The following is a 20,246-nucleotide window of genomic DNA, read 5'->3' as shown; positions in this document are numbered from 1 at the left end:
TGCCAGCGCGCGCCTCTGGCGTCCTGCGTCACCGCAAGCTTACCCCTCCCCCGGCGCCGGATACGTCACTTCCAGCAACTCCAGTTCCTGCTCGCCCAACGGCGTGTTGAGGGTGATCACATCGCCTTCGCGCGCCTTGGTGATGGTGCGGGCCATGGGCGAGACCCAGCTGATCTTGCCGTTCAGGGGGTCGAATTCGTCGATGCCGACGATGGTGATGGTGTGCGTTTCGCCGTCGCTGGTGCGGTAGGTAACCGTGGCGCCGAAAAACACCTGGTCGTTGCCATGGTGCACGCTGGGGTCGACGATGGCGGCCAGGTCCATGCGTTTGGTGAGGAAGCGGATGCGGCGGTCGATTTCGCGCAGCCGGCGCTTGCCATAGATATAGTCGCCATTTTCCGAACGGTCGCCATTCGACGCCGCCCAATGGACGATGCGCACCACTTCCGGACGGTCAACGTCGATCAGCTGCAGCAGCTCTTCCTTGATGCGCTGGTAGCCGGCCGGCGTGATGTAGTTCTTGGCGCCGGCGGGAATGGCCAACGCCAGCGCGGCCGCTTCTTCATCGTCGTCGTTGTCCGATTCTTTTACAAAGGCTTTATTCATCCGCCTATTGTAGCCCCGCCAGGGAGCCATGGGCACACGGGATGCGGGGGCAGGCGGGCTTTTTTGACGTATCATCGTGGCAATCGCGGCAAACGTGGGCCGCACACGGAGACGGATGAAAAAATTCTACAGAGTCAGGCGCTGGCTGTTCGCGCCGCTGGTCTACCTGGCCGCCATCTGCCTGCTGATCGAGGAATGGCTATGGGCGACGGGCGCGCGCATCATGCAGGTGGTGTCGCAATTTCCGCCCCTGCATGCGCTTGAAGCGTGGATCAAGCGCCTGCCGCCGTACTGGGCGCTGGCCATCTTCGTGCTGCCGGCCGTGCTGCTGTTTCCCGTCAAGCTGCTGGCCCTGCTGGCGATCGCGCGCGGCCATGCGTTTTCCGGCATCGGCGTGATCGTCATCGCCAAGCTGGGCGGCGCGGCCGCCGTCGCGCGCCTGTATTCGCTGACGCGCCCTACCCTGCTCAGTTTGCCGTGGTTTGCGCGCTGGCATGGCCTCTTCATGGAAACCAAGGACCGCTGGATCGCCCGGCTGCGCGCCACGCGCCCGTGGCGCCGTGTCAGCCGCCTGTCGGCCGCGCTGGGCCGCGCCCGCCGCGCCTGGTGGCAGCGCTTGCGCAAGGGCACGCCAGGGCGTCATAATTCCCGCCCAGCCAGGGTGCTGCGCCGCTTTGCCGCCTTCTGGCGCGCCCGCCGCTGATGAAGAAAGGCAACTCCATGCACGACACTCCCCGGCTGGCCCCCGCCCTGCGCGCGGCGGCGCCGGAAATCTACCTGTACGACGCGGCCAGCTTGCAATTGCTGGACGCCAACGATGCCGCCTGCGACAACTTGCAGTATGCGCGCAAGGAATTGCTGGCGATGACGCCCTTCACGCTGGCGCCGCAGCTCGACGCGCAGCAGCTGGCCGCCGTGCTGGCCACCCTGGACGACAGCATCGGCGCGCAAGCCAGGCTGCACGTGCAGCAGCGGCGCCGCGATGGCAGCCTGTATTCGCTCAGCCTGCACCTGTCGCGTGCCCAGCGCCAGGGGCGCCCCCTGCTGCTGGCCGAGGGCGAAGACTTGCGCACGCCGCAGGCGACGGCCGCCGCCCTGGCGCAGGTGCAGTCGCGCTTCAACGCCATCGTCTCGAATACGCCGGGCCTCGTGTACCAGTTCTGCCTGCATGCGGATGGACGGGCGTCCTTTGCCTACCTGAGCGAAGGCTGCCAGGCCCTGCTGGGCCTGAGCCCGGCGCTGCTGCACGCGCGCCCGGAACTGTTTTACCAGTTGATCCTGGCCGACGACCGCGCCTCGTACCTGGAATCGATGCAAGCCTCAAAAAGCGCCTTGTGGAGCTGGAACTGGGAAGGCCGGATCTGGATCGATGCCTGGAAGGACGTCAAATGGATCAACCTGCGCTCGACGCCGCGCGCGCTGGCCGACGGCACGGTGCAGTGGGAAGGCATCATGACGAATATCACGGAAAGCCGGCTGGAACAGAGCGAAGTGCGCCAGTCGCGCGCCCGCCTGGCCGAGCTGACTGCGCATATCGACAAGGTCAAGGAGCACGAACGCACGCGCCTGGCGCGCGAATTGCACGATGACCTGGGCGGCAACCTGACGGCCATCAAGATGGCCTTGGCCATGCTGGCGCGCCGCCTGCCGCCGGACGACCCGCAGTTGCAGGAAAAGGCCGACTATGTCGATGCCCTGGTCGACCGCAGCATCGATGCCGTGCACCGCATTTCGCTGGACTTGCGCCCGTCCATGCTGGACCTGGGCCTGGTCGCCGCGCTGGACTGGCAAGTCAAGGAATTCGCGCGCCAGGCCGGCATCGAGTGCCAGTTCATTTCCAACCGCCAGCACATCGACCTCGAGCTGGACCAGGCGACCAGCCTGTTCCGCATCGCCCAGGAGGCGCTGACGAATATCGCCAAGCATGCGCAGGCGAGCAAGGTCAGCGTGCGCCTGGCCCGGCAGCGCCAGCATATCAGCCTGACCATCGCCGACAATGGCGTCGGCATGCGCCTGTCCGACCGCGCCAAGCCGCAGTCGTTCGGCATCCGCGGCATGGCCGAACGGGCCAGCGCGCTGGGCGGCAGCCTGAGCCTGATGGATGGGCCGGACGGCGGCACCATCCTGAGCATAAAAATCCGTCTGACCACCCCGCGAGAGGCGATAATAGCGGCTGCAGCCAGTGCGCCCGCGCACAGCGGGCCGCCGCCAGACGCGGCCTAGTGGGTGAATTAGATAGGAAACAATGCAGTCATGAAAGAAAAAGCCACCATCCGGGTATTCATCGCCGACGATCACGCGATCGTGCGCGAAGGCTTGAAGCAAATCCTCGCCGACACGAAGGACATCATCGTGGCCGGCGAAGCTGAAAATGGCCACGACGCCATCAAACTGTTCCGCGGCTCGAAATGCCAGGTGTTGTTGCTTGACATCTCACTGCCCGACCGCAGCGGCATCGAGGTACTCAAGCAGATCAAGAAGGAAAAACCGGAACTGGCCGTGCTGATGCTGTCCATGCACCGCGAAGACCAGTACGCCATCCGTTCGCTCAAGGCGGGCGCGGCCGGCTACCTGACGAAACAGAGCGCGCCGCGCGAGCTGGTCACGGCCATCCGCCAAGTGGCGCAAGGGTTGAAATACATCAGCGCCTCGCTGGCGCAGGAACTGGCCAACACGGTGGGCGAAGACCACGAAACGGCCTTGCACGACACCTTGTCGGACCGCGAGTACCAGACGCTGGTCATGATTGCCTCGGGCAAGGCGGTGGGCGCTATCGCCGAAGAGCTCAAATTGTCCGTGAAAACCGTCAGCGAATACCGCGCCCGCTTGCTGGTCAAGATGAAGCTCAAGAACAGCGCGGAACTGACGCATTACGCCATCCGCAACCAGCTGGTGGATTGACGGCAAAGCGGCATGCCCGCTGGCATCGGGCGAATTGACAGGACTTCTCCTTGCTTCTCGCACAATAAGTTCTTTGCCAACTCGCATATCATGAGGATAATGAGAAATATCTAAAAAGGCTGTGCCTACATGTCCAGTAAATTGCCATCTTCACCAGCAGGTGCTCCCGCTGGCACCACGAATACCGCCGCCGCTGCGGCGATGAACCCGGCCGATATCGCCCGCGAAGCGTTTCGCCGCCTGGCCACGCGCCGCATCGCCCCCACGCCGAGCGCCTACCGCGACATCTACAATGAAATCGCCGGCATCAGCGAAGCGGCCGAGACGCCGGCTACGCCGGGAGCCGTACTGGCTGCCAGCGCACCCACGGAGAGCGGCGCGGAAAACGTCCTCACGCAATTCGCCGCCAAGATGAGCGAATCGGCGGGCGAACTGGGCGACTTTGGCAAGCGTTTCCAGCGCGCCCTGAAAGCGCGCGACTGGGATGGCTATGCACGTACCCTGGCGCAACTGGCCGAGAAACAGGTCAAGAAAAGCGGCGGCATCGAATTGCCGCCCCTGCCGGACGGCGAACAGACGCGCACCCTGCGTGAATTGCTCAGCCGCACCCTGGGCTTTGCCGTCGCCACCTTGCTGACGGGCACGCCCGCGCTGGTGGAAGAGGCAGAGTCCCTGGGCGCGGCGATCAAGCTGGCCCATACGGAAGAAGCGCTGAACGAAGCGGCCCTGCGCCTGAAACAACTGTGCTACCAGATCGAACTGAAAAGCGGCGACACGGCCGAGCAGCAGGAATTGCTGCTGCGCCTGTTCAAGCTGCTGCTGGACAACGTCAGCCAGTTGCTCGACGACGACAGCTGGCTGCGCGGCCAGGTCGACGCCGTGCAGAACCTGATCGCCGGTCCGCTCGACCAGCGCGCGCTGGAAGACGCCACGCGCAGCCTGAAGGAAGTCATCTACAAGCAAAGCCAGCTCAAGCACAGCCTGTCCGACGTCAAGCTGACGGTCAAAAACATGATGATGACCTTCATCGACCGCCTGGGGCAAGTGGCGGCCAGCACGGGCGACTTCCATGAAAAAATCGGCGGCTATTCGGAAAAGATCAGCCAGGCGGAAAATATCAGCGAGTTGAACAGCGTTCTCGACGAAGTCTTGCGCGAAACGCGCATGGTGCAGAACGAGGCCTTGCGCGCGCGCGACAAGATGGTGCTGGCGCGCCAGGAAGTGCAGGATGCGGAACAGCGCATCCACACGCTGGAAGCGAAGCTCCAGCATATGAGCGAACTGGTGCGGGAAGACCAGCTGACGGGCAGCCTGAACCGCCGAGGCCTGGACGACGTGTTCGAGCGCGAGACGGCCCGCTCGGACCGCCGCGGCACGCCCCTGTGCATCGCCATGCTGGACCTGGACGACTTCAAGCGCCTGAACGACACCTATGGCCACCTGGCCGGCGACGCCGCGCTGAAACATCTGGTGAAAATCGTCAAGGAAACCCTGCGCTCGATGGACGTCATCGCCCGCTTCGGCGGCGAGGAATTCCTCATCCTGCTGCCGGAAACCACGGTCGAAGCGGCCTCATCGACGATGACGCGGCTGCAACGCGAACTGACCCGGCATTTCTTCCTGCACGACAACGAAAAAGTCTTGATCACCTTCTCCGCCGGCGTGGCCCTGCGCCTGCCCAACGAAGACCAGGCCGAACTCGTCAAACGCGCCGACCGCGCCATGTACCAGGCCAAGCAGACGGGCAAGAATCGGGTGGTGGTGGCGGATTGAGTCAATTACCTCCGTTGGTGCCGCGGCAGCGGCAGCGGCACCTTCTCATCATTTGCTGACAATAACTAACCGCGCTGACGGCTACGCCAAGAACCAAGTGCTTGAGAGAATAGAGTTTTCTGTGAGAGCAGTGTTAACAGTCCGATCAACATCATCGCATATGTTGATGGTTCCGGAACCGCCGAAGTCAACGTCACATTCAGTGACTTCTTCTCTTTAAAATAAGTAAAATCATCCGCTATCCGCCCCTCATTCTTCGACATGATCACAAAACTCATCGCTCCGGCATTTTTTTGATACTGCTGATTGGCGAAGTCAGTCATATCGATATAGACCGTGGAATTGATGCCGGTCTTGATTTTCCCCAGCAATGTAGTGTAATCGATAACCGGCGTTCTACCCCGGGTCAGCGTGCCGCCATCCCAGTCATTTGACATCGCCCAGATTTGCAGGGGGGGACCATTCATATAGCTCTGCCCTGGTGAGTACGATATTTCGAACAGTGCAGATGTCACGGAATTTCCGGCAACATATGCAGGCAAGCTGAACTTCTCATACATTCTGGCTACGCCTCCATTAAAAACATTTCCCGCATAAATTCCACTATAAAAATAGGTATTACCGTTGCGCCCATTGCCGTAGACCGAAACATCTTCCATAGGCGCAATAACAACGGCTTTCGCAAAACTTTGCTGTGCAAATAATGCCTCCCCCAGCAATAGCAGCACAGAAAAAATAATCCTATTACATTTCATACCAACTTCCTTCCTTTGAGCATATCAAGCACATCGCATATATAATTAAAAATAAACCCCAATGATATTTGACGTCTTAAAACAAAAAAAATATCAAACATGATAAAAAAATAATTATAACGCTGGAAAGACCATTGGGAAATAATTAAAATCAAGAATATTAAAATCAGATGGATGAGCCGAGAAATTGGAGGATAGCTGCAGCCTGAACAAGAACAATTCCTGCCACATCCTGAAGTAGGTAAGCTGTAACAGCAAGACGCTGCCGTCAACGACTTGGGCACGCAAGAGACTTCATTTGCAACACTCCAGGAGATTTCATTTGCAACACTCCAGGAGATACGATCTGCTCATAGTCCTAGCCAGCCCAGCAAAATAAAATTATTTTTACCCTCAAGTTTTCTCAAACGCCGTCGTCTAGCGCGCAGTCAGGCACAAACTGAAGGGCTAAAAATTAAAATTTAAAGCACTTTCCGCTATAAATTTTCCCGCAGAGCAACCGTTACCCTAAACAACAGCGGCTTGATTGTCCCGGAACAGCGGGGCAGGCCAAAGTGACTAGCACATAGCGCAATGTAGTACCTGTTTGGAGAATTATCATGGCTGCAGTAATTAATACCAACATCGCCTCCCTGAACTCGCAACGCAACCTGTCGACTTCGCAATCGGCCTTGACCACCTCGCTGCAACGCCTGTCTTCCGGTATGCGCATCAACAGCGCCAAGGATGACGCTGCTGGTCTGGCGATTTCCGACCGCATGACGTCGCAAATCCGCGGCATGACGCAGGCAACCCGCAATGCAAACGACGGCGTCTCGCTGGCTCAAACGGCCGAGGGTGCACTGTCGAGCTCGGGCGACATCCTGCAACGTATCCGCGAACTGGCAGTTCAATCGTCGAACGCCACCAACTCGTCGAGCGACCGTCAGGCTCTGCAAACCGAGGTTGGTCAACTGGGTTCGGAATTGAACCGCATCGCTCAAACCACTTCGTTCAACGGCCAGGCGCTGCTGGACGGCACCATGGGCACGGCCAACTTCCAGGTCGGCGCGGACGCGAATCAGCTGATTTCGGCCAGCGGCGCAAACTTCCTGACCAATACCTACGGCAACAACCGTATTGAGAATGATGCTGTTGCAGTCAAAGCAACGTCAACCAACGTTGCCGATGCAAAAGCCATCACCATCAACGGCAAGCTCGGTTCCGCCACCTACACTACGGCTACCGCTGCCGTAGGTCCTCCAGCTGTCCTGTCGGACACGGCTAAATCGATCGCTGCTGGCATCAACCAGAAAACCAGCGCTACCGGTGTCACCGCTACGGCAAAAACGGAAACCAACCTGGCCCTGGCCGCCGAATCGTACTCGTTCCAGATCGCATCGGACAACGATCCAGCCCAGACTCCTGTCACCGTGTCCTTCGCAGTTGGCGGCAGCGCAAGCAGCGCCACCGACTTCGCAGCAGGCATCAACGCCATCAATGCCCAATCGGCAAAGACCGGCGTGACGGCTCAGTACGACACGAAAAACGGCGGTATTAAGCTGAGCAATGCCAATGGCGCTGACATCAAGCTCACCAACGGCGCTACTGCGAACACCAAGTTCGATGTCGCAAGCTACAAGCTCGACGGCACCAAGACCACAGCGGTCGATAACAAAGGCGCTGTAGCTGTCGCTGTTGCAAACGGCACCGTGACGTTCGACTCGGACAGCAGCTTCTCCGTCACCGATGCCGGTTCCGGTCTGGGTCTGGGTGCGACTGGTGCAGGCGCCGCCAACCAAGGTTCGTCACTGAAGTCCGTCGCGTCGATCGACATCACGACGTTCGATGGCGCTCAGCTGGCCTTGAAAATCGCCGATGCAGCCTTGTCGACGGTCAATGGCCAACGTGCTCAGTACGGTGCATTGCAATCGCGCTTCGCTTCGGCGATCTCGAACCTGCAATCGACCACGGAAAACCTGTCGGCATCGCGCAGCCGCATCGTCGATACGGACTTTGCGTCGGAAACGGCCAACATGACCCGCGGCCAGATCCTGCAACAAGCTGGTACGGCCATGCTGGCGCAAGCGAACTCGCTGCCAAACGGCGTCCTGAGTCTGCTGCGCGGCTAATCTCCGATTAGCCAGGCAACAGCGTAGAACTCTGATTCCCCTGCCGGATTTTTTCGGCAGGGGAATTTTCACTAGGAGAGCACCATGACTATCGATACGATAGCGGCCGCCTCCGCGGCCAGGATAGACAAGAGTTACACCGCGACGGATACGTCGGCGGCGCGCCCGGCAACGCCACGCACGACGACGGAAAACGACGCAGTTGCACCACAACAAGCCAGCAAAGAACCCAGCCGCGAGCAGTTGAACAAGGCGGTATCGGAGCTGAACCAGTCATCGCAAATAAAAACGCAAGGCATTGAATTTTCCATCGACGAGGACAGCCAACGCACGGTGGTCAAGGTCATCGACCAGGAAACCAAAGAAGTGCTGCGCCAGATTCCCACCCGGGAAGCGCTGGAGCTGGCCAAGACGTTCGATTCGGCCAAGGGTTCCCTGATTAGCCAAAGCGCATAAGATGATGGCATTGTCCACGGAAGCGCAGCATCGTGGCAGCACGCATCAGCAGTTTACCGGGGCCAGGTAGCCTGACTACCGGGCCTCGTATTTTATTACAAATACAGCAATATTCCCTTTTTTCCTCCCGCCTTTTCGTTTCGCCTGAAAACAGCGCGGTAATTCCCCCTCTCAAGTCCTGATTGATTCTGCCGATAACAGCTTATATTAGCGTTTTCCTAGGAGCATTCCGTGGCCATCACCCCTACAATTTCATCCGTTGGCATCGCCGCCGGCGCCAGCGGCCTGGACGTGAACGCCATCATCGACAAGCTGATGGCGGCCGAAGCCGTGCCACTGAATACCTTTGACAAGAAAACAGCGTCCTACCAGGCCAAGCTCAGCGCGCTGGGAACGCTCAGCGGTTCCGTCAGCAGTTTTCAGAGTTCGCTGTCGGCACTGACCAACTCGAATAACTTCCGCGCCGTCAGTGCCACGCCATCGGACCCGCTGGTGTTGTCGGCCAGCGCTGGCGCCAAGGCAGTGGCCGGCAGCTACAACATTAATGTTTCCCAGCTGGCCCAGGCCCAGACACTCACGTCCGGCGGCATGGCCAGCAAACTGTCGACCATCGGCAGCGGCGCCAAGACCACGGTGTCCTTCCAGCTTGGCGCACTCGCCGGCGGCACATTTGGTGTAACAGGCACGGCACTGGGCGGCAGCACCCTGCTCACGGGCGTCAGCAACGGCTCGCTGATTATCAATGGCACGGCCATCCCGACCGATGCCAGCACCAAGAGCGCGCGTGCGCTGGCCGACGCCATCAACGCCAAGAGCAGCACCACGGGCGTGACGGCCACTGCCCAGCCGACGGCCAGCAGCGCCAGCATGTTCACCGGTTTCGGCAACATTGCCACCGGCGCGGACGGCACGTATTCACTGTCGGTTGGCGGCATCGAGATCGTTACGCAAGGCAACGGCGTTGCCGCAGGCAGCGGCATCACGGCCGCTTCGCTCGATACGACACTGGCGGGCCCGAATGCCGTCTCGAACGCGCTGGCCGCCGCGAATATCACCGTCACAGGCACGGCAGCTGGCGGCAATCTGCAATTTACGCGCGCCGATGGTTCCAATATCAATATCGAGGAAGTGGTCACGGGCAGCACCATGGGCGGCATCGGCCATGCCTCCAATGCCGCCAACAGCGGTTCGAACGTGACGATTGCCAGTTCGATCACCCTGGCTTCGGGCAATGCCAGCCCCATCACCATCGCCGGCAGCAATCCAGCGGCAGCCGGACTGACGGCAGGTTCGGGCGGCGCCTATATGAATACGGGCTTCACGCAGGATGGCACGCAAGCCACTGGTTCGGTGGTGATCGACTCCACCAACAACACCTTGCAGGGCATACGCGACGCCATCAACAACGCCAGTCTCGGCGTGACCGCCAGCATCGTTTCCGATGGCAGCGACAAGCCGTATCACTTGGTGCTCAGCTCGACAAAGACGGGCGCCAATTCAGCCATGAAGATCACACTCAGCGGCAGTGATGGCCAGCCCGCCGACAGCGCCTTGAGCGGTTTGCTGGCCTACGATGTGGCTGGCGCACAAAACTTGAAACAGAACAGCGCGGCCCAGAACACCATGTTCAGCGTCAACGGCATCGCCATCACCAGCAGTTCGAACAGCGTCGATACGGCGATCGAAGGCGTCACCTTGGGCATTACCAAAATAGGCACGTCCAGCCTGTCGGTGGCCAAAGATACAACAACGGTCAAAACCAGCATCACCGCCTTCGTCAAGGCCTACAACGATCTGAACACCGCGATCGGCAAAATGACGGCGTATAACCCCGATACCAAGACTGGCGGGGTTCTGCTCGGCGACTCCACCGTGCAATCGATCCAGACCCAGTTGCGTCGGCAGCTGGGCGTGCCGATTACAGGCCTGGGCAGCAGCATGAACACCTTGAGCCAGGTGGGTATCTCCTTTCAGAAGGATGGCAACCTGACTCTGGATACAAGCAAACTCGACAAGGCGATCAGCGCGAACTTCAGCGACATCGCCGGCCTGTTCTCGGCCATCGGCAAGGCCAGCGACAGCAACGTCGCGTTTACCAGCTCGACCGCGGCCACCAAGCCCGGGACCTATGACCTGACCATCACCACCATGGCCAGCCAGGGTTCGCTCACATCGGATGCTGCGATACCGGCCAGCACCACGATTGCCAGCGATACCACCTGGAATGTCACCGTGAACGATACGGAACCCTCGGCCGCGAAGAACACGGCCAAGGTGACGATCCCGGCCGGCACCTACACCCCGACGCAGCTGGCATCACTGGTGCAATCGTCAATCAACGGCATCAAAGCTTTCTCGGACAATGGCACCACGGTTTCCGCCGCGATCGATGGCACCGGCAAACTGGTCCTTTCCTCAAGTCGCTATGGTTCCGTCTCCAACCTCGCCGTGAGCAGCGACACCGGGACTGGCATTGGAACCCTGTTTGGCACAGCCAAACCCGTCAAAGGCAGCGACGTGGCCGGTACGCTGGGCGGGCAACCGGTCGTCGGCTCGGGCCAGACTCTGACGGGCGCCCCGGGCTCGCCAGCCGAAGGCTTGAAAATTGAAGTCACCGGAGGCGTCATCGGCTCGCGCGGCACGGTCAGCTTTTCGCAAGGGTATGCCTACCAATTGAACAACCTGGCGACTTCCTTCCTGGGCACGGATGGCATGATCACCGGACGTACGAACGGCATCAATGAAACCCTGAAGTCAGTGGCGGCGCAGCGCGACAAATTCAGCGCAAAATTGACCGAAATCGAAGCACGCTACCGCGCCCAATACACGCGCCTCGACGTTACGCTAAGCAAATTGCAGTCCACGCAAACTTATTTGACCCAGCAGTTGGCTTCCATCGCCGCCAACCGTTAAGCGCTATCATCAGGAGAAATATATGTTTGGAACCCAACAACGCGGCGTCAACGCCTATGCCAAGGTCGGCCTGGAAACGGGCATCGGCTCGGCCTCGCCGCACAAGCTGATCGTCATGCTGTACGACGGCGCCCTGGTGGCCGTGCTCAGCGCGCAGATGCACATGAATTCAGGCAACATCCCGGAAAAGGGCAAATCCATCTCGAAAGCCATCCAGATCATCGACAATGGCTTGCGCGCCAGCCTGGACAAGGAAGTGGGCGGCCAGATCGCCGAAGGCCTCGACGCCCTGTATGAATACATGAGCGCGCGTCTGCTGGCGGCCAACATCCGCAACGATCTTGGCATGCTGGAGGAAGTACAGCGCCTGCTGACCGACCTGCGCGAAACCTGGAACGCCATCGGCGCCACGCCGGCCGCCATTCCCGGCGCCGATTTAAAACGTATGCCCAGCCTTGCGAGCGCCTGATCCATGATGACCCACCAAGAAGTCCTGACCACCTACGAAGCCATGCAGACCCTGACGGGCCGGATGGTGACCGCCGCCACCAACGCCGACTGGGACGAGCTCGAAGCGCTGGAACAGCGCATCAGCGCGCATGTGGCCACGCTGAAGGCGAACGAAGAAAAAGTCGTGCTGGAGACCGCCGGCCGCCAGCGCAAGGTCGCCCTGATCAAGCAGATACTGGAAGACGACCGCAAGATCCGCGACCTGACCATGCCGTGGATGGCGCAATTGTCCAAGCTGATCAACAGCACGGGCACCGAGCGGCGCCTGGCCAACGCCTACGGCGTCTAAACGCCCACGGGGCAAGGCTAGCTATCATGTTGCCGAAGATGGATGCGATCGGCATGACGCCCCTGACCCCGGTCAAGCCCACGCGGGCTGCCGATGCCGTCGCCGACCCGCGCCAGGCCGAGTTCCAGCGCTCGCTGCAGGGACTGATCGGCAAATCCATGCAGGGACAAGTGCTGGCCCGCATGGGCGACGGCAGCTTTCTCGTGCGCGTGGCCGGCACGCCAGCCCGCATGCAGCTGCCCGCGGGCGCCCAGGCGGGCACGGAAATCCCGCTGACCTTGATTGGCATCAATCCCCGCCCTTCTTTTCAAATCGGCAATAACCGCGACCAGCCCGCCAGCGCCCTGCTGACATATGCGGACGCGGAAGCCGAGCCCGAGGCTGCCGACCTGCGCGGCCCCCAGGCCGGCGCCGCCCAGGCCGGCACGCGCGCCAGCAGCACGGCCGCCACCCTGCTCAGCCGCGCACCGCTGACGCCAGCCAATCTGCTGCCCGCCCTGGCCGGCGACACGCCGGCGCCGGAGCTGAGTACCACCGCGCGCGCCATCAGCACAGTGCTCAGCCAGGCGGAAAGCGTGCCCGGCGCGCCCCTGTCCCTGGTCGGCAAGACGCCGCTGATGGCCTCGCCAAACGCCGCCCCGGCCCAGGTGGCCCAGAAACTGCAGGATGCCGTCGGCAGCAGCGGCCTGTTCTATGAATCGCATGTGGCCGAATGGGCCGAGGGCAAGCGGCCGCTGGCCTCGCTGTTGCTGGAACCGCAAATGCAGAAGGCGGCACAGGGCGACGTCGCCAGGACGGGCACCGACCTGGCATCGGCGCAACTGATCAATTTGCAGCTGCATACGCACGAACAGGCGCGCGTGCAATGGCAGGGCGAAGCCTGGCCCGGGCAGAAGATGCAATGGGATATCAGCCGCGATGCGCCGGAAGGACAGCAGCACGAGAGCCGTGACGCAGACGAGGAAGCGACGGCCTGGCGCAGCAATGTGCGCTTCCAGTTCCCCCTGCTGGGCGACCTGGCCGCGCACGTGGTGTTGCAGGGCGGCAGCGTGGCCATCCAGCTGCAAGCGGGCAGCGAAGGCAGCGCCGATACCTTGCGCCAGCATGCGGCGCGGCTGGAAGCGTCGCTGGCCGCGGCCGGATGGCCATTGTCATCGTTGACGATCGCCGGCAAGCCGCAGGCGGCTGGAGAAGACGATGCTTGACGACACCAAGCGCAAGGTGCCGCAGACAGCCGTCGCCCTCGCTTACCAGAGCGGCACGCCGGCGCCCAAGGTGGTGGCCAAGGGCAGCGGCCTGATCGCGGACCAGATCATCAGCACGGCGCGCGAACATGGCGTCTTCGTGCATGAGTCGAAGGAATTGGTGGCGCTGCTGATGGATGTCGACCTGGACCGCCAGATTCCGCCCGGCCTGTATCGGGCGATTGCGGAACTGCTGGCCTGGTTATATCATATTGAATCTGCGAATGGCGGGCCGATTCCGCCGCCGCCCGACACCAGCGTCAACCTCACCGATACATAGACAGGCATCAATGCAAGCACATATTATGGATTCCGGCCTCGAAAACTGGCACGATTTTGAAGTGGAATCGCGGCGGGAAATCATTGCCTTGCTGCGCGGCATCAGCGAAAAGAACCAGCTGATCCGCATGCTGATCCACGGTGAATCCGATGTGTGCGTCACGTCCATCCTGGAAGTCGATGCCGACCACAACACCGTCATCCTCGACCGTTCCGTGAACGCCGACCAGAACCGGCGCATGGTGGCCGCCACCGGCATTTCGTTTGAAACCTCGCTCGACAAGATCCGTATCCTGTTTGCCAGCGCCCTGGTGGAAGAGTGCAACTATGGCGGCACGCCCGCCCTGAAAATTGCCATTCCTGAAACACTGATCCGCCTGCAGCGGCGCGAGTATTACCGCATGACGACGCCCGTGAGCAATCCCGTGCGCGTCTCGATTCCCCTGCCGCCCTCGCTGGGCGGCGCCGACACCCTGTTTCCGCTGGCCGACATCAGCTGCGGCGGCATCGCCATCCTCGACAATAAACTGATGCTGGGCGAAACCATCGGCAGGGACTATCCCGGTTGCCGCATTGACCTGCCCGACGTCGGCATCGTCACCGCGACTTTGCAGATTCGCAATTCGCTGGACATGACCCTGCTCAACAATAAGCTGAACCGCCGCCTCGGCTGCCAGTTCGTCGACCTGCCGCGCAGCATGCTGGCGCACGTGCAGCGCTATATCACGCGCCTTGAACGAGAACGCAATGCGCGCATGGCGGGGCTGGGTTAATTCAATCCAGAGTCAAAGCTTAACGTTTCGCAAAAGCGTAGCGAGCGGCGATGATTTGCGGCCGAGACGCGCAGCTGTGCTATAGCACAGCGAGCATCGCAGGCCGCAAAGCGCGCCGCGCAGTAGCTTTGGCGATACGTTAAACTTGCATATTCATGATCTCATGATATGCAGCAACTAATTTATTCCTTACCTGCACCGTCGCCTGGAATTCGATGCTCGACTTTTGCATCGATACCATCACGTCCGACAGGCTGACCTTTTCGTCACCCATGGTAAAGCGCTGCCCCAGCGCCGACGAAGCCTGTTGCGCGCCGCTCACGGAATCGAGCGCGCTCTTGAAGGCATCGGCAAAATTCACCTTCGCCGCCGGCATCTCGGTCTGGATCGCCGGTATTTTCGCCTCCGGCCGCGTGGCCGCCGACTTCAGTTGCGCGATCATCGCCTCGATCCTGCTGCTATCGATACCGCCTGTTTTCACTTCGCCTCCCGATTCTGGTGTGCTTCATAACTGTTCCATGCCTGTTGCACCCAGAGAACAAAACCCTGGCTTGCAAGGCAACGACGGGTACAATAACTTCCGTCACATGTTGCCAGGGTTCCACAATACCAGCGCCAACGCCAGCCGCTCGGCCGAGCAGGCGGCAAAAGCGCCTTCTATTTGGACGATTGAAGCGCGTGACAGTGGCGGATAATTCTGCATATCGCCCCCTCCTCCAGTGGAAGCGGCCCCCACTCACTACCCAACATACGCGCCCCGGAAGGCAATCATGGCTGTAGCCGAAGAAATCGATGTGAACCGCATACCACCGGAACCGGTGCCTGGCCGCTCGCCCGTGGAGTCCGTGCAAGCTTTCGCCAAGACGCCGATGGGCAAGAATTTCCTGCGCGGCCTGGGCGTGGCGGCACTGGTTGCCATCGGCGTGGCCCTGTACATGTGGAACCAGCCGCCCGAGTACAAGGTCCTGTTCTCCAACTACACGGACCGCGACGGCGGCGCCATCACCGCTTCGCTGGACCAGCTGGGCATCAAGCACAAGTTTTCCGAAGGCGGCGGCGCCATTCTCGTGCCGTCCGAGCAAGTCCATGACGCCCGCCTGAAACTGGCCGCGCAAGGCTTGCCGAAGGGCGGCAACGTGGGCTTCGAGCTGATGGAAAACCAGAAGCTCGGTGTCTCGCAATTCCTCGAACAGGTCAATTTCCAGCGCGCCCTCGAGGGCGAACTGGCGAAATCGATCGAATCCGTGTCCGCCGTCGATACGGCGCGTGTCCACCTGGCGCTGCCCAAACCCTCCGTCTTCGTGCGCGAACAGCAAAAACCGACGGCTTCCGTGCTGCTGAACCTGCACCCGGGCCGCGGCCTGGACCAGCTGCAGGTGAGCGCCATCGTGCACCTGGTGGCGTCGAGCGTGCCGGAATTGCTGCCAATCAATGTCACCGTGGTCGACCAGGCCGGCACCCTGCTGTCGAACCAGGAAAAGGACAAGGACCGCGCCAACGGCATCAAGAGCCTGGACCCGAACCAGCTGAAATACGTGCAGCAATTGCAGCAAAGCGTGATCAAGCAGGTCGAATCGATCTTGCTGCCCATCGTCGGCGAAGGCAATGTGCGCGCCGAAGCGACGGCCGATGTCGATTTCTCGCAAAGCGAACAGGCGGCCGAAACCTACAAGCCGAACTCGCCGCCGGAAGCGTCCACCATCCGCAGCCAGCAAACGAGCGAATCGACGGGCGCCGGCAATGCCAACCCGTCCGGCGTGCCGGGCGCGCTGTCGAACCAGCCGCCAGGCGTGGCGACGGCGCCATTGACGGCCGAGGCGCCGGGCGCCCCGGCTGGCGCGCCGACGGCGCCCACACAGAAGGAATCGACGACGAATTATGAAGTCGACAAGACTGTGCGCTACGAGCAGAAATCCATGGGCGGCCTGCGCCGCCTGTCGGTGGCCGTCGTCGTCAACTACCGCCGCAGCTTCGACAAGGATGGCAAGGTCACGGTCAAGCCGATTTCCCCTGCCGAAATGGTCCAGATCAACAATCTGGTCAAGGAAGCGATGGGCTACAACAAGGAGCGCGGCGACAGCTTCAGCGTGGCCAACTCGCCGTTCGACGGCATCGACCGCGCGCCGGAAGGCAAGCTCGAGTGGTGGCGCGACCCGGCCAACTTGCCGCTGGCCAAGGAACTGGCGAAATTCCTCATCACGGCCCTGATCCTGCTGTACATCTTCATCAAGATCGTGCGCCCGATGCTGCGCCCCGTGATGCGCAAGATCGACGATTTCGGCGCTCCGCCGCCCGTCATCGAGCCGGAACTGGCCAAGGAGGGCGAAGAAAACGAAGTCCTGCTCAGCGAAGCGGAGCTGGAAGAACTGGAAGAAGATACGGCGCGCGGTTATCGCGAAAACCTGGCCATGGCCAGAAAACTGGCGCAGGAAGACCCGCGCGTGGTGGCCAACGTAATCAAAGCATGGATAGGCAATAATGACTGAGACAACGGGACTGCAAAAAGCATCGATCCTGATGCTGGCACTGGGCGAGAGCGAAGCGGCCGAGGTCATGAAATTCCTCGGCCCGCGCGAAGTGCTGAAACTGGGCGCCGCCATGGCCACCATGAAGGGCATCGCGCACGAGCAGGTGGTCGAGGTGCTCGGCGACTTCCGCGCGCAGACGGAACTCAATTCCACCGTCGGCCTCGATTCGGACGAATATATCCGGCAAGTGCTGACCAAGGCGCTGGGCGACGACAAGGCGTCCGTGCTGCTGTCGCGCATCCTGGGCGGCAAGGATGCCTCCGGCATCGAATCGCTGAAATGGATGGACTCGCAATCCGTGTCAGAGCTGATCCGCAACGAACACCCGCAGATCATCGCCACCATCCTCGTCCACCTGGAACGCGACCAGGCCTGCGAAATCCTCGGCCACTTCACGGACCGCCTGCGCAACGACGTGGTCTTGCGCATCGCCACCCTGGACGGCGTGCAGCCGGCTGCCTTGCGCGAACTCAACGACGTGCTGACAAAACTGCTGTCGGGTAACGAAAACATCAAGAAATCGTCACTGGGCGGCGTGCGCGCGGCAGCCGAAATCCTGAACTTCATGAGCGGCGAGCAGGAAGGCTCCGTCATGGACAATATCAAGAACTACGACAACGACATGGCGCAAAAGATCATGGACGAAATGTTCGTGTTCGACAACGTGATCGATATCGACGACCGCGGCATCCAGCTGCTGCTGCGCGAAGTGCAGTCGGAAATGCTGATCATCGCCCTGAAGGGCGCCTCGCAGGAACTGCGCGACAAGATCTTCAAGAACATGTCGCAGCGCGCTGGCGAGATGATGCGCGAAGACCTCGAATCGAAAGGCCCCGTGCGCCTGTCGGAAGTGGAATCGCAGCAGAAACAGATCCTGCAGATCGTGCGCCGCCTGGCGGACGAAGGACAGATTGTCTTAGGCGGAAAAGGCGAGGATTCGTTTGTCTAATTTGATTCCCAAAGAGCAGCAAACCGCGTACCAGCGCTGGGAAATGACCTCGTTTGGCGACGAGCGCCCCAGCGTGGTGGCGGCGCGCAAGCTGCTCGAACCGGATCCCGAACCGGAATTCGATCCATTTGCCGAGCTGCACGAGGAAGAGCCGGCCCCGCCGCTCGAATACCCGACGCAGGAAGAACTCGACGCCATCCGCGAGGAAGCGCGCGCCACGGCCTTCGAGGAAGGCCGCGCTGCCGGCTATGCGGAAGGCCACGCGGCCGGGCATGCCGACGGCCATGCCGAATCGTATGCACAAGGCAAGGCTGCCTCGGCCGTGGAACTGGCGCACCTGCAAACCATCGCCGTCGACTTCGGCACGGCCGTGCACCAGGCCGACGAATTGATCGCCAACGACGTGATGGAACTGGCCCTGCAGCTGGCCAAGAGCATGCTCAAGACCGCCTTGCCCGTGCGCCCCGAACTGATGCTGCCGATGGTGCGCGAAGCCATCGAATACTTGCCTGTGCTGCAACAACCGGCCTTGCTGATGCTCAACCCGGAAGACGCGCAAGTAGTACGCGACGGTATCGGCGATGAACTCGACAAAGGTGGCTGGCGCGTCATCGAAGATCCGTCCGTGGAACGCGGCGGTTGCAAGATCGACACGGCCAGCAATCAGATCGACGCGCAGGCATCCACCCGCTGGCAGCGCCTGACGCATGCGCTGGGCAAAGACCTGGACTGGCTGGCGCCGTGAGCGAGCCCGTCAAAGGCCCCACTGCCCATGCGGCGCGCTGGCGCGCCTACCTGAGCGATTGTTCGGCCGTGGTCGGCTTTGTCGAACCGATGCAAATTTCAGGCCGGGTCACGCGCGTGGCCGGCCTGGTGATGGAAGCCGTGGGCTTGCGCCTGGCCGTCGGCGCCGCCTGTACCGTGCCGCTGCCCAATGGCGGCCGGGTCGAGGCGGAAGTGGTGGGTTTTGAAGGCGACCGCCTGTTTTTGATGCCGCAAAGCGACGTCGAGGGCATCGTGCCCGGCACGCGCGTGTTTTCCGTCGAGCCGGCCATCCCCCGCCCCGGCAGCGTGGCGCACCCGCGCCGCCGCCCCAGCGACCGCGCGCGCCATCTGCCCGTGGGGCCGCAACTGCTGGGCCGCGTGCTCGACGGCGCGGGCCGTCCGCTTGACCAGCTGGGCCCGCTGCACACGACCGACAGCGCCCCCATCAACGTACGCCCCGCCAATCCCCTGGGCCGCGCGCCCATCGTCGATACGCTCGACGTGGGCGTGCGCTCGATCAATGCCATGCTGACCGTGGGCCGTGGCCAACGCATGGGCCTGTTCGCCGGTTCCGGCGTCGGCAAGAGCGTGCTGCTGGGCATGATGGCCCGCTACACGGAAGCGGACGTGATCGTCGTCGGCCTGATCGGCGAACGGGGCCGCGAAGTGAAGGAATTCATCGAGCAAATCCTCGGCCCCGAAGGCCTGGCCCGTTCCGTCGTCGTCGCCGCGCCGGCCGACACGCCGCCGCTGATGCGCCTGCAAGGGGCCGCGTATGCGACGGCGATTGCCGAACATTTCCGCGATCAGGGGCAAAATGTGCTGTTGATCATGGATTCGCTGACCCGCTACGCCATGGCGCAACGCGAAATCGCCCTGGCCATCGGCGAGCCGCCCGCCACCAAGGGCTATCCGCCATCCGTCTTCGCCAAGCTGCCCGTGCTGGTGGAACGGGCCGGCAATGGCGAGGAAGGCGGCGGCTCGATCACGGCCTTCTACACCGTGCTGACCGAGGGCGACGACCAGCAGGACCCGATCGCCGACTCGGCGCGCGCCATCCTGGACGGGCATATCGTGCTCAACCGCCGCCTGGCCGAAGCGGGCCATTATCCGGCCATCGACATCGAGCAATCGATTTCGCGTGCCGCCCACTCGATCACCACGCACGAGCACCAGCAGCAGGCGCGCAAGCTGAAACAGCTGTATTCGCGCTACGAGCGCAGCCGCGACCTCATCAGCGTGGGCGCCTACAGCGCCGGCACCGACCCCGTGCTGGACCAGGCCATCGCCCTGCATGAAAAGATCGAGGCGTTTTTGCAACAGCAAATCACGGAGCGGGTCAGCATGGATGAGAGCTTGGGGCAACTTACCGCTCTATTCGACTGATTAGGACT

General features: G+C 61.5%; 20 protein-coding genes. 17 read left to right on the top strand and 3 right to left on the bottom strand.

The genetic code is table 11. The annotated features are described in order from the left end of the window. Positions 1 to 39: 39 nt before the first annotated feature. The gene (gene greB / locus CSQ95_RS06650) at positions 40 to 606 is read right to left on the bottom strand and encodes a transcription elongation factor GreB (protein WP_077407784.1); all 567 of its coding nucleotides are present in this window, start codon (positions 604 to 606) and stop codon (positions 40 to 42) included. 115 nt (positions 607 to 721) lie between these two features. Between greB and CSQ95_RS06645 the strand changes: the two genes are divergently transcribed. The 4 genes from CSQ95_RS06645 to CSQ95_RS06630 all read left to right on the top strand — a co-directional run bounded on the left by CSQ95_RS06645 (position 722) and on the right by CSQ95_RS06630 (position 5,280). Continuing rightward, complete coding sequence (locus tag CSQ95_RS06645) at positions 722 to 1,309, top strand: hypothetical protein (protein ID WP_099408922.1); 588 nt, start codon at positions 722 to 724, stop codon at positions 1,307 to 1,309. A 17-nt stretch (positions 1,310 to 1,326) separates the two neighbouring features. Continuing rightward, entirely contained in the window at positions 1,327 to 2,829 is a 1,503-nt protein-coding gene (locus tag CSQ95_RS06640; protein WP_257217969.1) for a sensor histidine kinase, read from the top strand. A gap of 30 nt (positions 2,830 to 2,859) precedes the next feature. Further along, a complete protein-coding gene (locus CSQ95_RS06635) occupies positions 2,860 to 3,507 on the top strand; it encodes a response regulator transcription factor (protein WP_034753998.1) in 648 nt (215 codons plus the stop codon). A gap of 201 nt (positions 3,508 to 3,708) precedes the next feature. Continuing rightward, positions 3,709 to 5,280 (top strand): diguanylate cyclase, encoded by a 1,572-nt coding sequence (locus CSQ95_RS06630; RefSeq protein ID WP_070222378.1) that lies wholly within the window; start codon positions 3,709 to 3,711, stop codon positions 5,278 to 5,280. 65 nt (positions 5,281 to 5,345) lie between these two features. Here the strand turns inward: CSQ95_RS06630 and CSQ95_RS06625 are convergent, their stop codons facing one another. After that, positions 5,346 to 6,035, bottom strand: a complete 690-nt coding sequence (locus CSQ95_RS06625) for a DNRLRE domain-containing protein (RefSeq protein ID WP_099408921.1) — start codon at positions 6,033 to 6,035, stop codon at positions 5,346 to 5,348. A 599-nt stretch (positions 6,036 to 6,634) separates the two neighbouring features. Between CSQ95_RS06625 and CSQ95_RS06620 the strand changes: the two genes are divergently transcribed. The 8 genes from CSQ95_RS06620 (at position 6,635) to CSQ95_RS06585 (ending at position 14,610) form a co-directional block, all read left to right on the top strand. Beyond that, entirely contained in the window at positions 6,635 to 8,146 is a 1,512-nt protein-coding gene (locus tag CSQ95_RS06620) for a flagellin (protein WP_070222376.1), read from the top strand. 84 nt (positions 8,147 to 8,230) lie between these two features. Continuing rightward, positions 8,231 to 8,602: a flagellar protein FlaG gene (locus tag CSQ95_RS06615; protein WP_070289140.1), complete on the top strand. Its 372-nt coding sequence runs from the start codon at positions 8,231 to 8,233 to the stop codon at positions 8,600 to 8,602. A gap of 231 nt (positions 8,603 to 8,833) precedes the next feature. After that, positions 8,834 to 11,515: a flagellar filament capping protein FliD gene (gene fliD, locus CSQ95_RS06610; RefSeq protein ID WP_254679472.1), complete on the top strand. Its 2,682-nt coding sequence runs from the start codon at positions 8,834 to 8,836 to the stop codon at positions 11,513 to 11,515. A gap of 22 nt (positions 11,516 to 11,537) precedes the next feature. Continuing rightward, positions 11,538 to 11,984 (top strand): flagellar export chaperone FliS, encoded by a 447-nt coding sequence (fliS, locus tag CSQ95_RS06605; RefSeq protein ID WP_070222372.1) that lies wholly within the window; start codon positions 11,538 to 11,540, stop codon positions 11,982 to 11,984. A 3-nt stretch (positions 11,985 to 11,987) separates the two neighbouring features. Beyond that, the gene (locus CSQ95_RS06600; protein ID WP_070289139.1) at positions 11,988 to 12,314 is read left to right on the top strand and encodes a flagellar protein FliT; all 327 of its coding nucleotides are present in this window, start codon (positions 11,988 to 11,990) and stop codon (positions 12,312 to 12,314) included. Positions 12,315 to 12,340: 26 nt separating this feature from the next. Continuing rightward, positions 12,341 to 13,519, top strand: coding sequence for a flagellar hook-length control protein FliK (locus CSQ95_RS06595; RefSeq protein WP_099408920.1), 1,179 nt, complete (start codon positions 12,341 to 12,343; stop codon positions 13,517 to 13,519). Next, positions 13,512 to 13,838, top strand: a complete 327-nt coding sequence (locus tag CSQ95_RS06590) for an EscU/YscU/HrcU family type III secretion system export apparatus switch protein (protein WP_035821344.1) — start codon at positions 13,512 to 13,514, stop codon at positions 13,836 to 13,838. The genes CSQ95_RS06595 and CSQ95_RS06590 overlap by 8 nt, the downstream gene beginning before the upstream one ends. A gap of 25 nt (positions 13,839 to 13,863) precedes the next feature. Then, entirely contained in the window at positions 13,864 to 14,610 is a 747-nt protein-coding gene (locus CSQ95_RS06585) for a flagellar brake protein (RefSeq protein ID WP_092711001.1), read from the top strand. Positions 14,611 to 14,749: 139 nt separating this feature from the next. Here CSQ95_RS06585 and fliE read toward each other — a convergent pair whose 3' ends face one another. Beyond that, on the bottom strand, positions 14,750 to 15,052 hold the full coding sequence (gene fliE, locus CSQ95_RS06580) for a flagellar hook-basal body complex protein FliE (protein ID WP_230502628.1): 303 nt from the start codon (positions 15,050 to 15,052) through the stop codon (positions 14,750 to 14,752). Between fliE and CSQ95_RS29995 the strand changes: the two genes are divergently transcribed. From CSQ95_RS29995 to fliI, 5 genes are all read left to right on the top strand, one after another. After that, positions 14,949 to 15,305, top strand: a complete 357-nt coding sequence (locus CSQ95_RS29995) for a hypothetical protein (RefSeq protein WP_254670553.1) — start codon at positions 14,949 to 14,951, stop codon at positions 15,303 to 15,305. The genes fliE and CSQ95_RS29995 overlap by 104 nt on opposite strands. A 75-nt stretch (positions 15,306 to 15,380) precedes the next feature. Beyond that, positions 15,381 to 17,096 (top strand): flagellar basal-body MS-ring/collar protein FliF, encoded by a 1,716-nt coding sequence (gene fliF, locus CSQ95_RS06575; RefSeq protein WP_099408919.1) that lies wholly within the window; start codon positions 15,381 to 15,383, stop codon positions 17,094 to 17,096. Next, positions 17,089 to 18,087: a flagellar motor switch protein FliG gene (fliG, locus tag CSQ95_RS06570; RefSeq protein WP_034754023.1), complete on the top strand. Its 999-nt coding sequence runs from the start codon at positions 17,089 to 17,091 to the stop codon at positions 18,085 to 18,087. The genes fliF and fliG overlap by 8 nt, the downstream gene beginning before the upstream one ends. A 43-nt stretch (positions 18,088 to 18,130) precedes the next feature. Continuing rightward, a complete protein-coding gene (locus CSQ95_RS06565; protein ID WP_099408992.1) occupies positions 18,131 to 18,832 on the top strand; it encodes a flagellar assembly protein FliH in 702 nt (233 codons plus the stop codon). Positions 18,833 to 18,921: 89 nt separating this feature from the next. Further along, a complete protein-coding gene (gene fliI / locus CSQ95_RS06560) occupies positions 18,922 to 20,238 on the top strand; it encodes a flagellar protein export ATPase FliI (protein ID WP_227742184.1) in 1,317 nt (438 codons plus the stop codon). Positions 20,239 to 20,246 lie beyond the last annotated feature (8 nt).

It is taken from the genome of Janthinobacterium sp. BJB304 (assembly GCF_002735765.1).
GTDB lineage: Bacteria > Pseudomonadota > Gammaproteobacteria > Burkholderiales > Burkholderiaceae_D > Janthinobacterium.
Note: the sequence above shows the minus strand (reverse complement) of the source record. Positions and strands in the feature narration are given on the sequence as shown.

Excerpts from the sequence above, each read along its gene's own strand:
- CSQ95_RS06630 (WP_070222378.1), top strand. The coding sequence starts at position 3,709 with ATGAACCCGGCCGATATCGCCCGCGAAGCGTTTCGCCGCCTGGCCACG.
- CSQ95_RS06595 (WP_099408920.1), top strand. The coding sequence starts at position 12,341 with ATGTTGCCGAAGATGGATGCGATCGGCATGACGCCCCTGACCCCGGTC.
- fliG (WP_034754023.1), top strand. The coding sequence starts at position 17,089 with ATGACTGAGACAACGGGACTGCAAAAAGCATCGATCCTGATGCTGGCA.
- CSQ95_RS06600 (WP_070289139.1), top strand. The coding sequence starts at position 11,988 with ATGATGACCCACCAAGAAGTCCTGACCACCTACGAAGCCATGCAGACC.
- CSQ95_RS06635 (WP_034753998.1), top strand. The coding sequence starts at position 2,860 with ATGAAAGAAAAAGCCACCATCCGGGTATTCATCGCCGACGATCACGCG.
- CSQ95_RS06640 (WP_257217969.1), top strand. The coding sequence starts at position 1,327 with ATGCACGACACTCCCCGGCTGGCCCCCGCCCTGCGCGCGGCGGCGCCG.
- CSQ95_RS06565 (WP_099408992.1), top strand. The coding sequence starts at position 18,131 with ATGACCTCGTTTGGCGACGAGCGCCCCAGCGTGGTGGCGGCGCGCAAG.
- fliS (WP_070222372.1), top strand. The coding sequence starts at position 11,538 with ATGTTTGGAACCCAACAACGCGGCGTCAACGCCTATGCCAAGGTCGGC.
- CSQ95_RS06615 (WP_070289140.1), top strand. The coding sequence starts at position 8,231 with ATGACTATCGATACGATAGCGGCCGCCTCCGCGGCCAGGATAGACAAG.
- fliF (WP_099408919.1), top strand. The coding sequence starts at position 15,381 with ATGGCTGTAGCCGAAGAAATCGATGTGAACCGCATACCACCGGAACCG.
- greB (WP_077407784.1), bottom strand. The coding sequence starts at position 606 with ATGAATAAAGCCTTTGTAAAAGAATCGGACAACGACGACGATGAAGAA.
- CSQ95_RS06625 (WP_099408921.1), bottom strand. The coding sequence starts at position 6,035 with ATGAAATGTAATAGGATTATTTTTTCTGTGCTGCTATTGCTGGGGGAG.
- CSQ95_RS06645 (WP_099408922.1), top strand. The coding sequence starts at position 722 with ATGAAAAAATTCTACAGAGTCAGGCGCTGGCTGTTCGCGCCGCTGGTC.
- fliE (WP_230502628.1), bottom strand. The coding sequence starts at position 15,052 with ATGATCGCGCAACTGAAGTCGGCGGCCACGCGGCCGGAGGCGAAAATA.
- CSQ95_RS06585 (WP_092711001.1), top strand. The coding sequence starts at position 13,864 with ATGGATTCCGGCCTCGAAAACTGGCACGATTTTGAAGTGGAATCGCGG.
- CSQ95_RS06620 (WP_070222376.1), top strand. The coding sequence starts at position 6,635 with ATGGCTGCAGTAATTAATACCAACATCGCCTCCCTGAACTCGCAACGC.
- CSQ95_RS06590 (WP_035821344.1), top strand. The coding sequence starts at position 13,512 with ATGCTTGACGACACCAAGCGCAAGGTGCCGCAGACAGCCGTCGCCCTC.
- fliI (WP_227742184.1), top strand. The coding sequence starts at position 18,922 with ATGCAAATTTCAGGCCGGGTCACGCGCGTGGCCGGCCTGGTGATGGAA.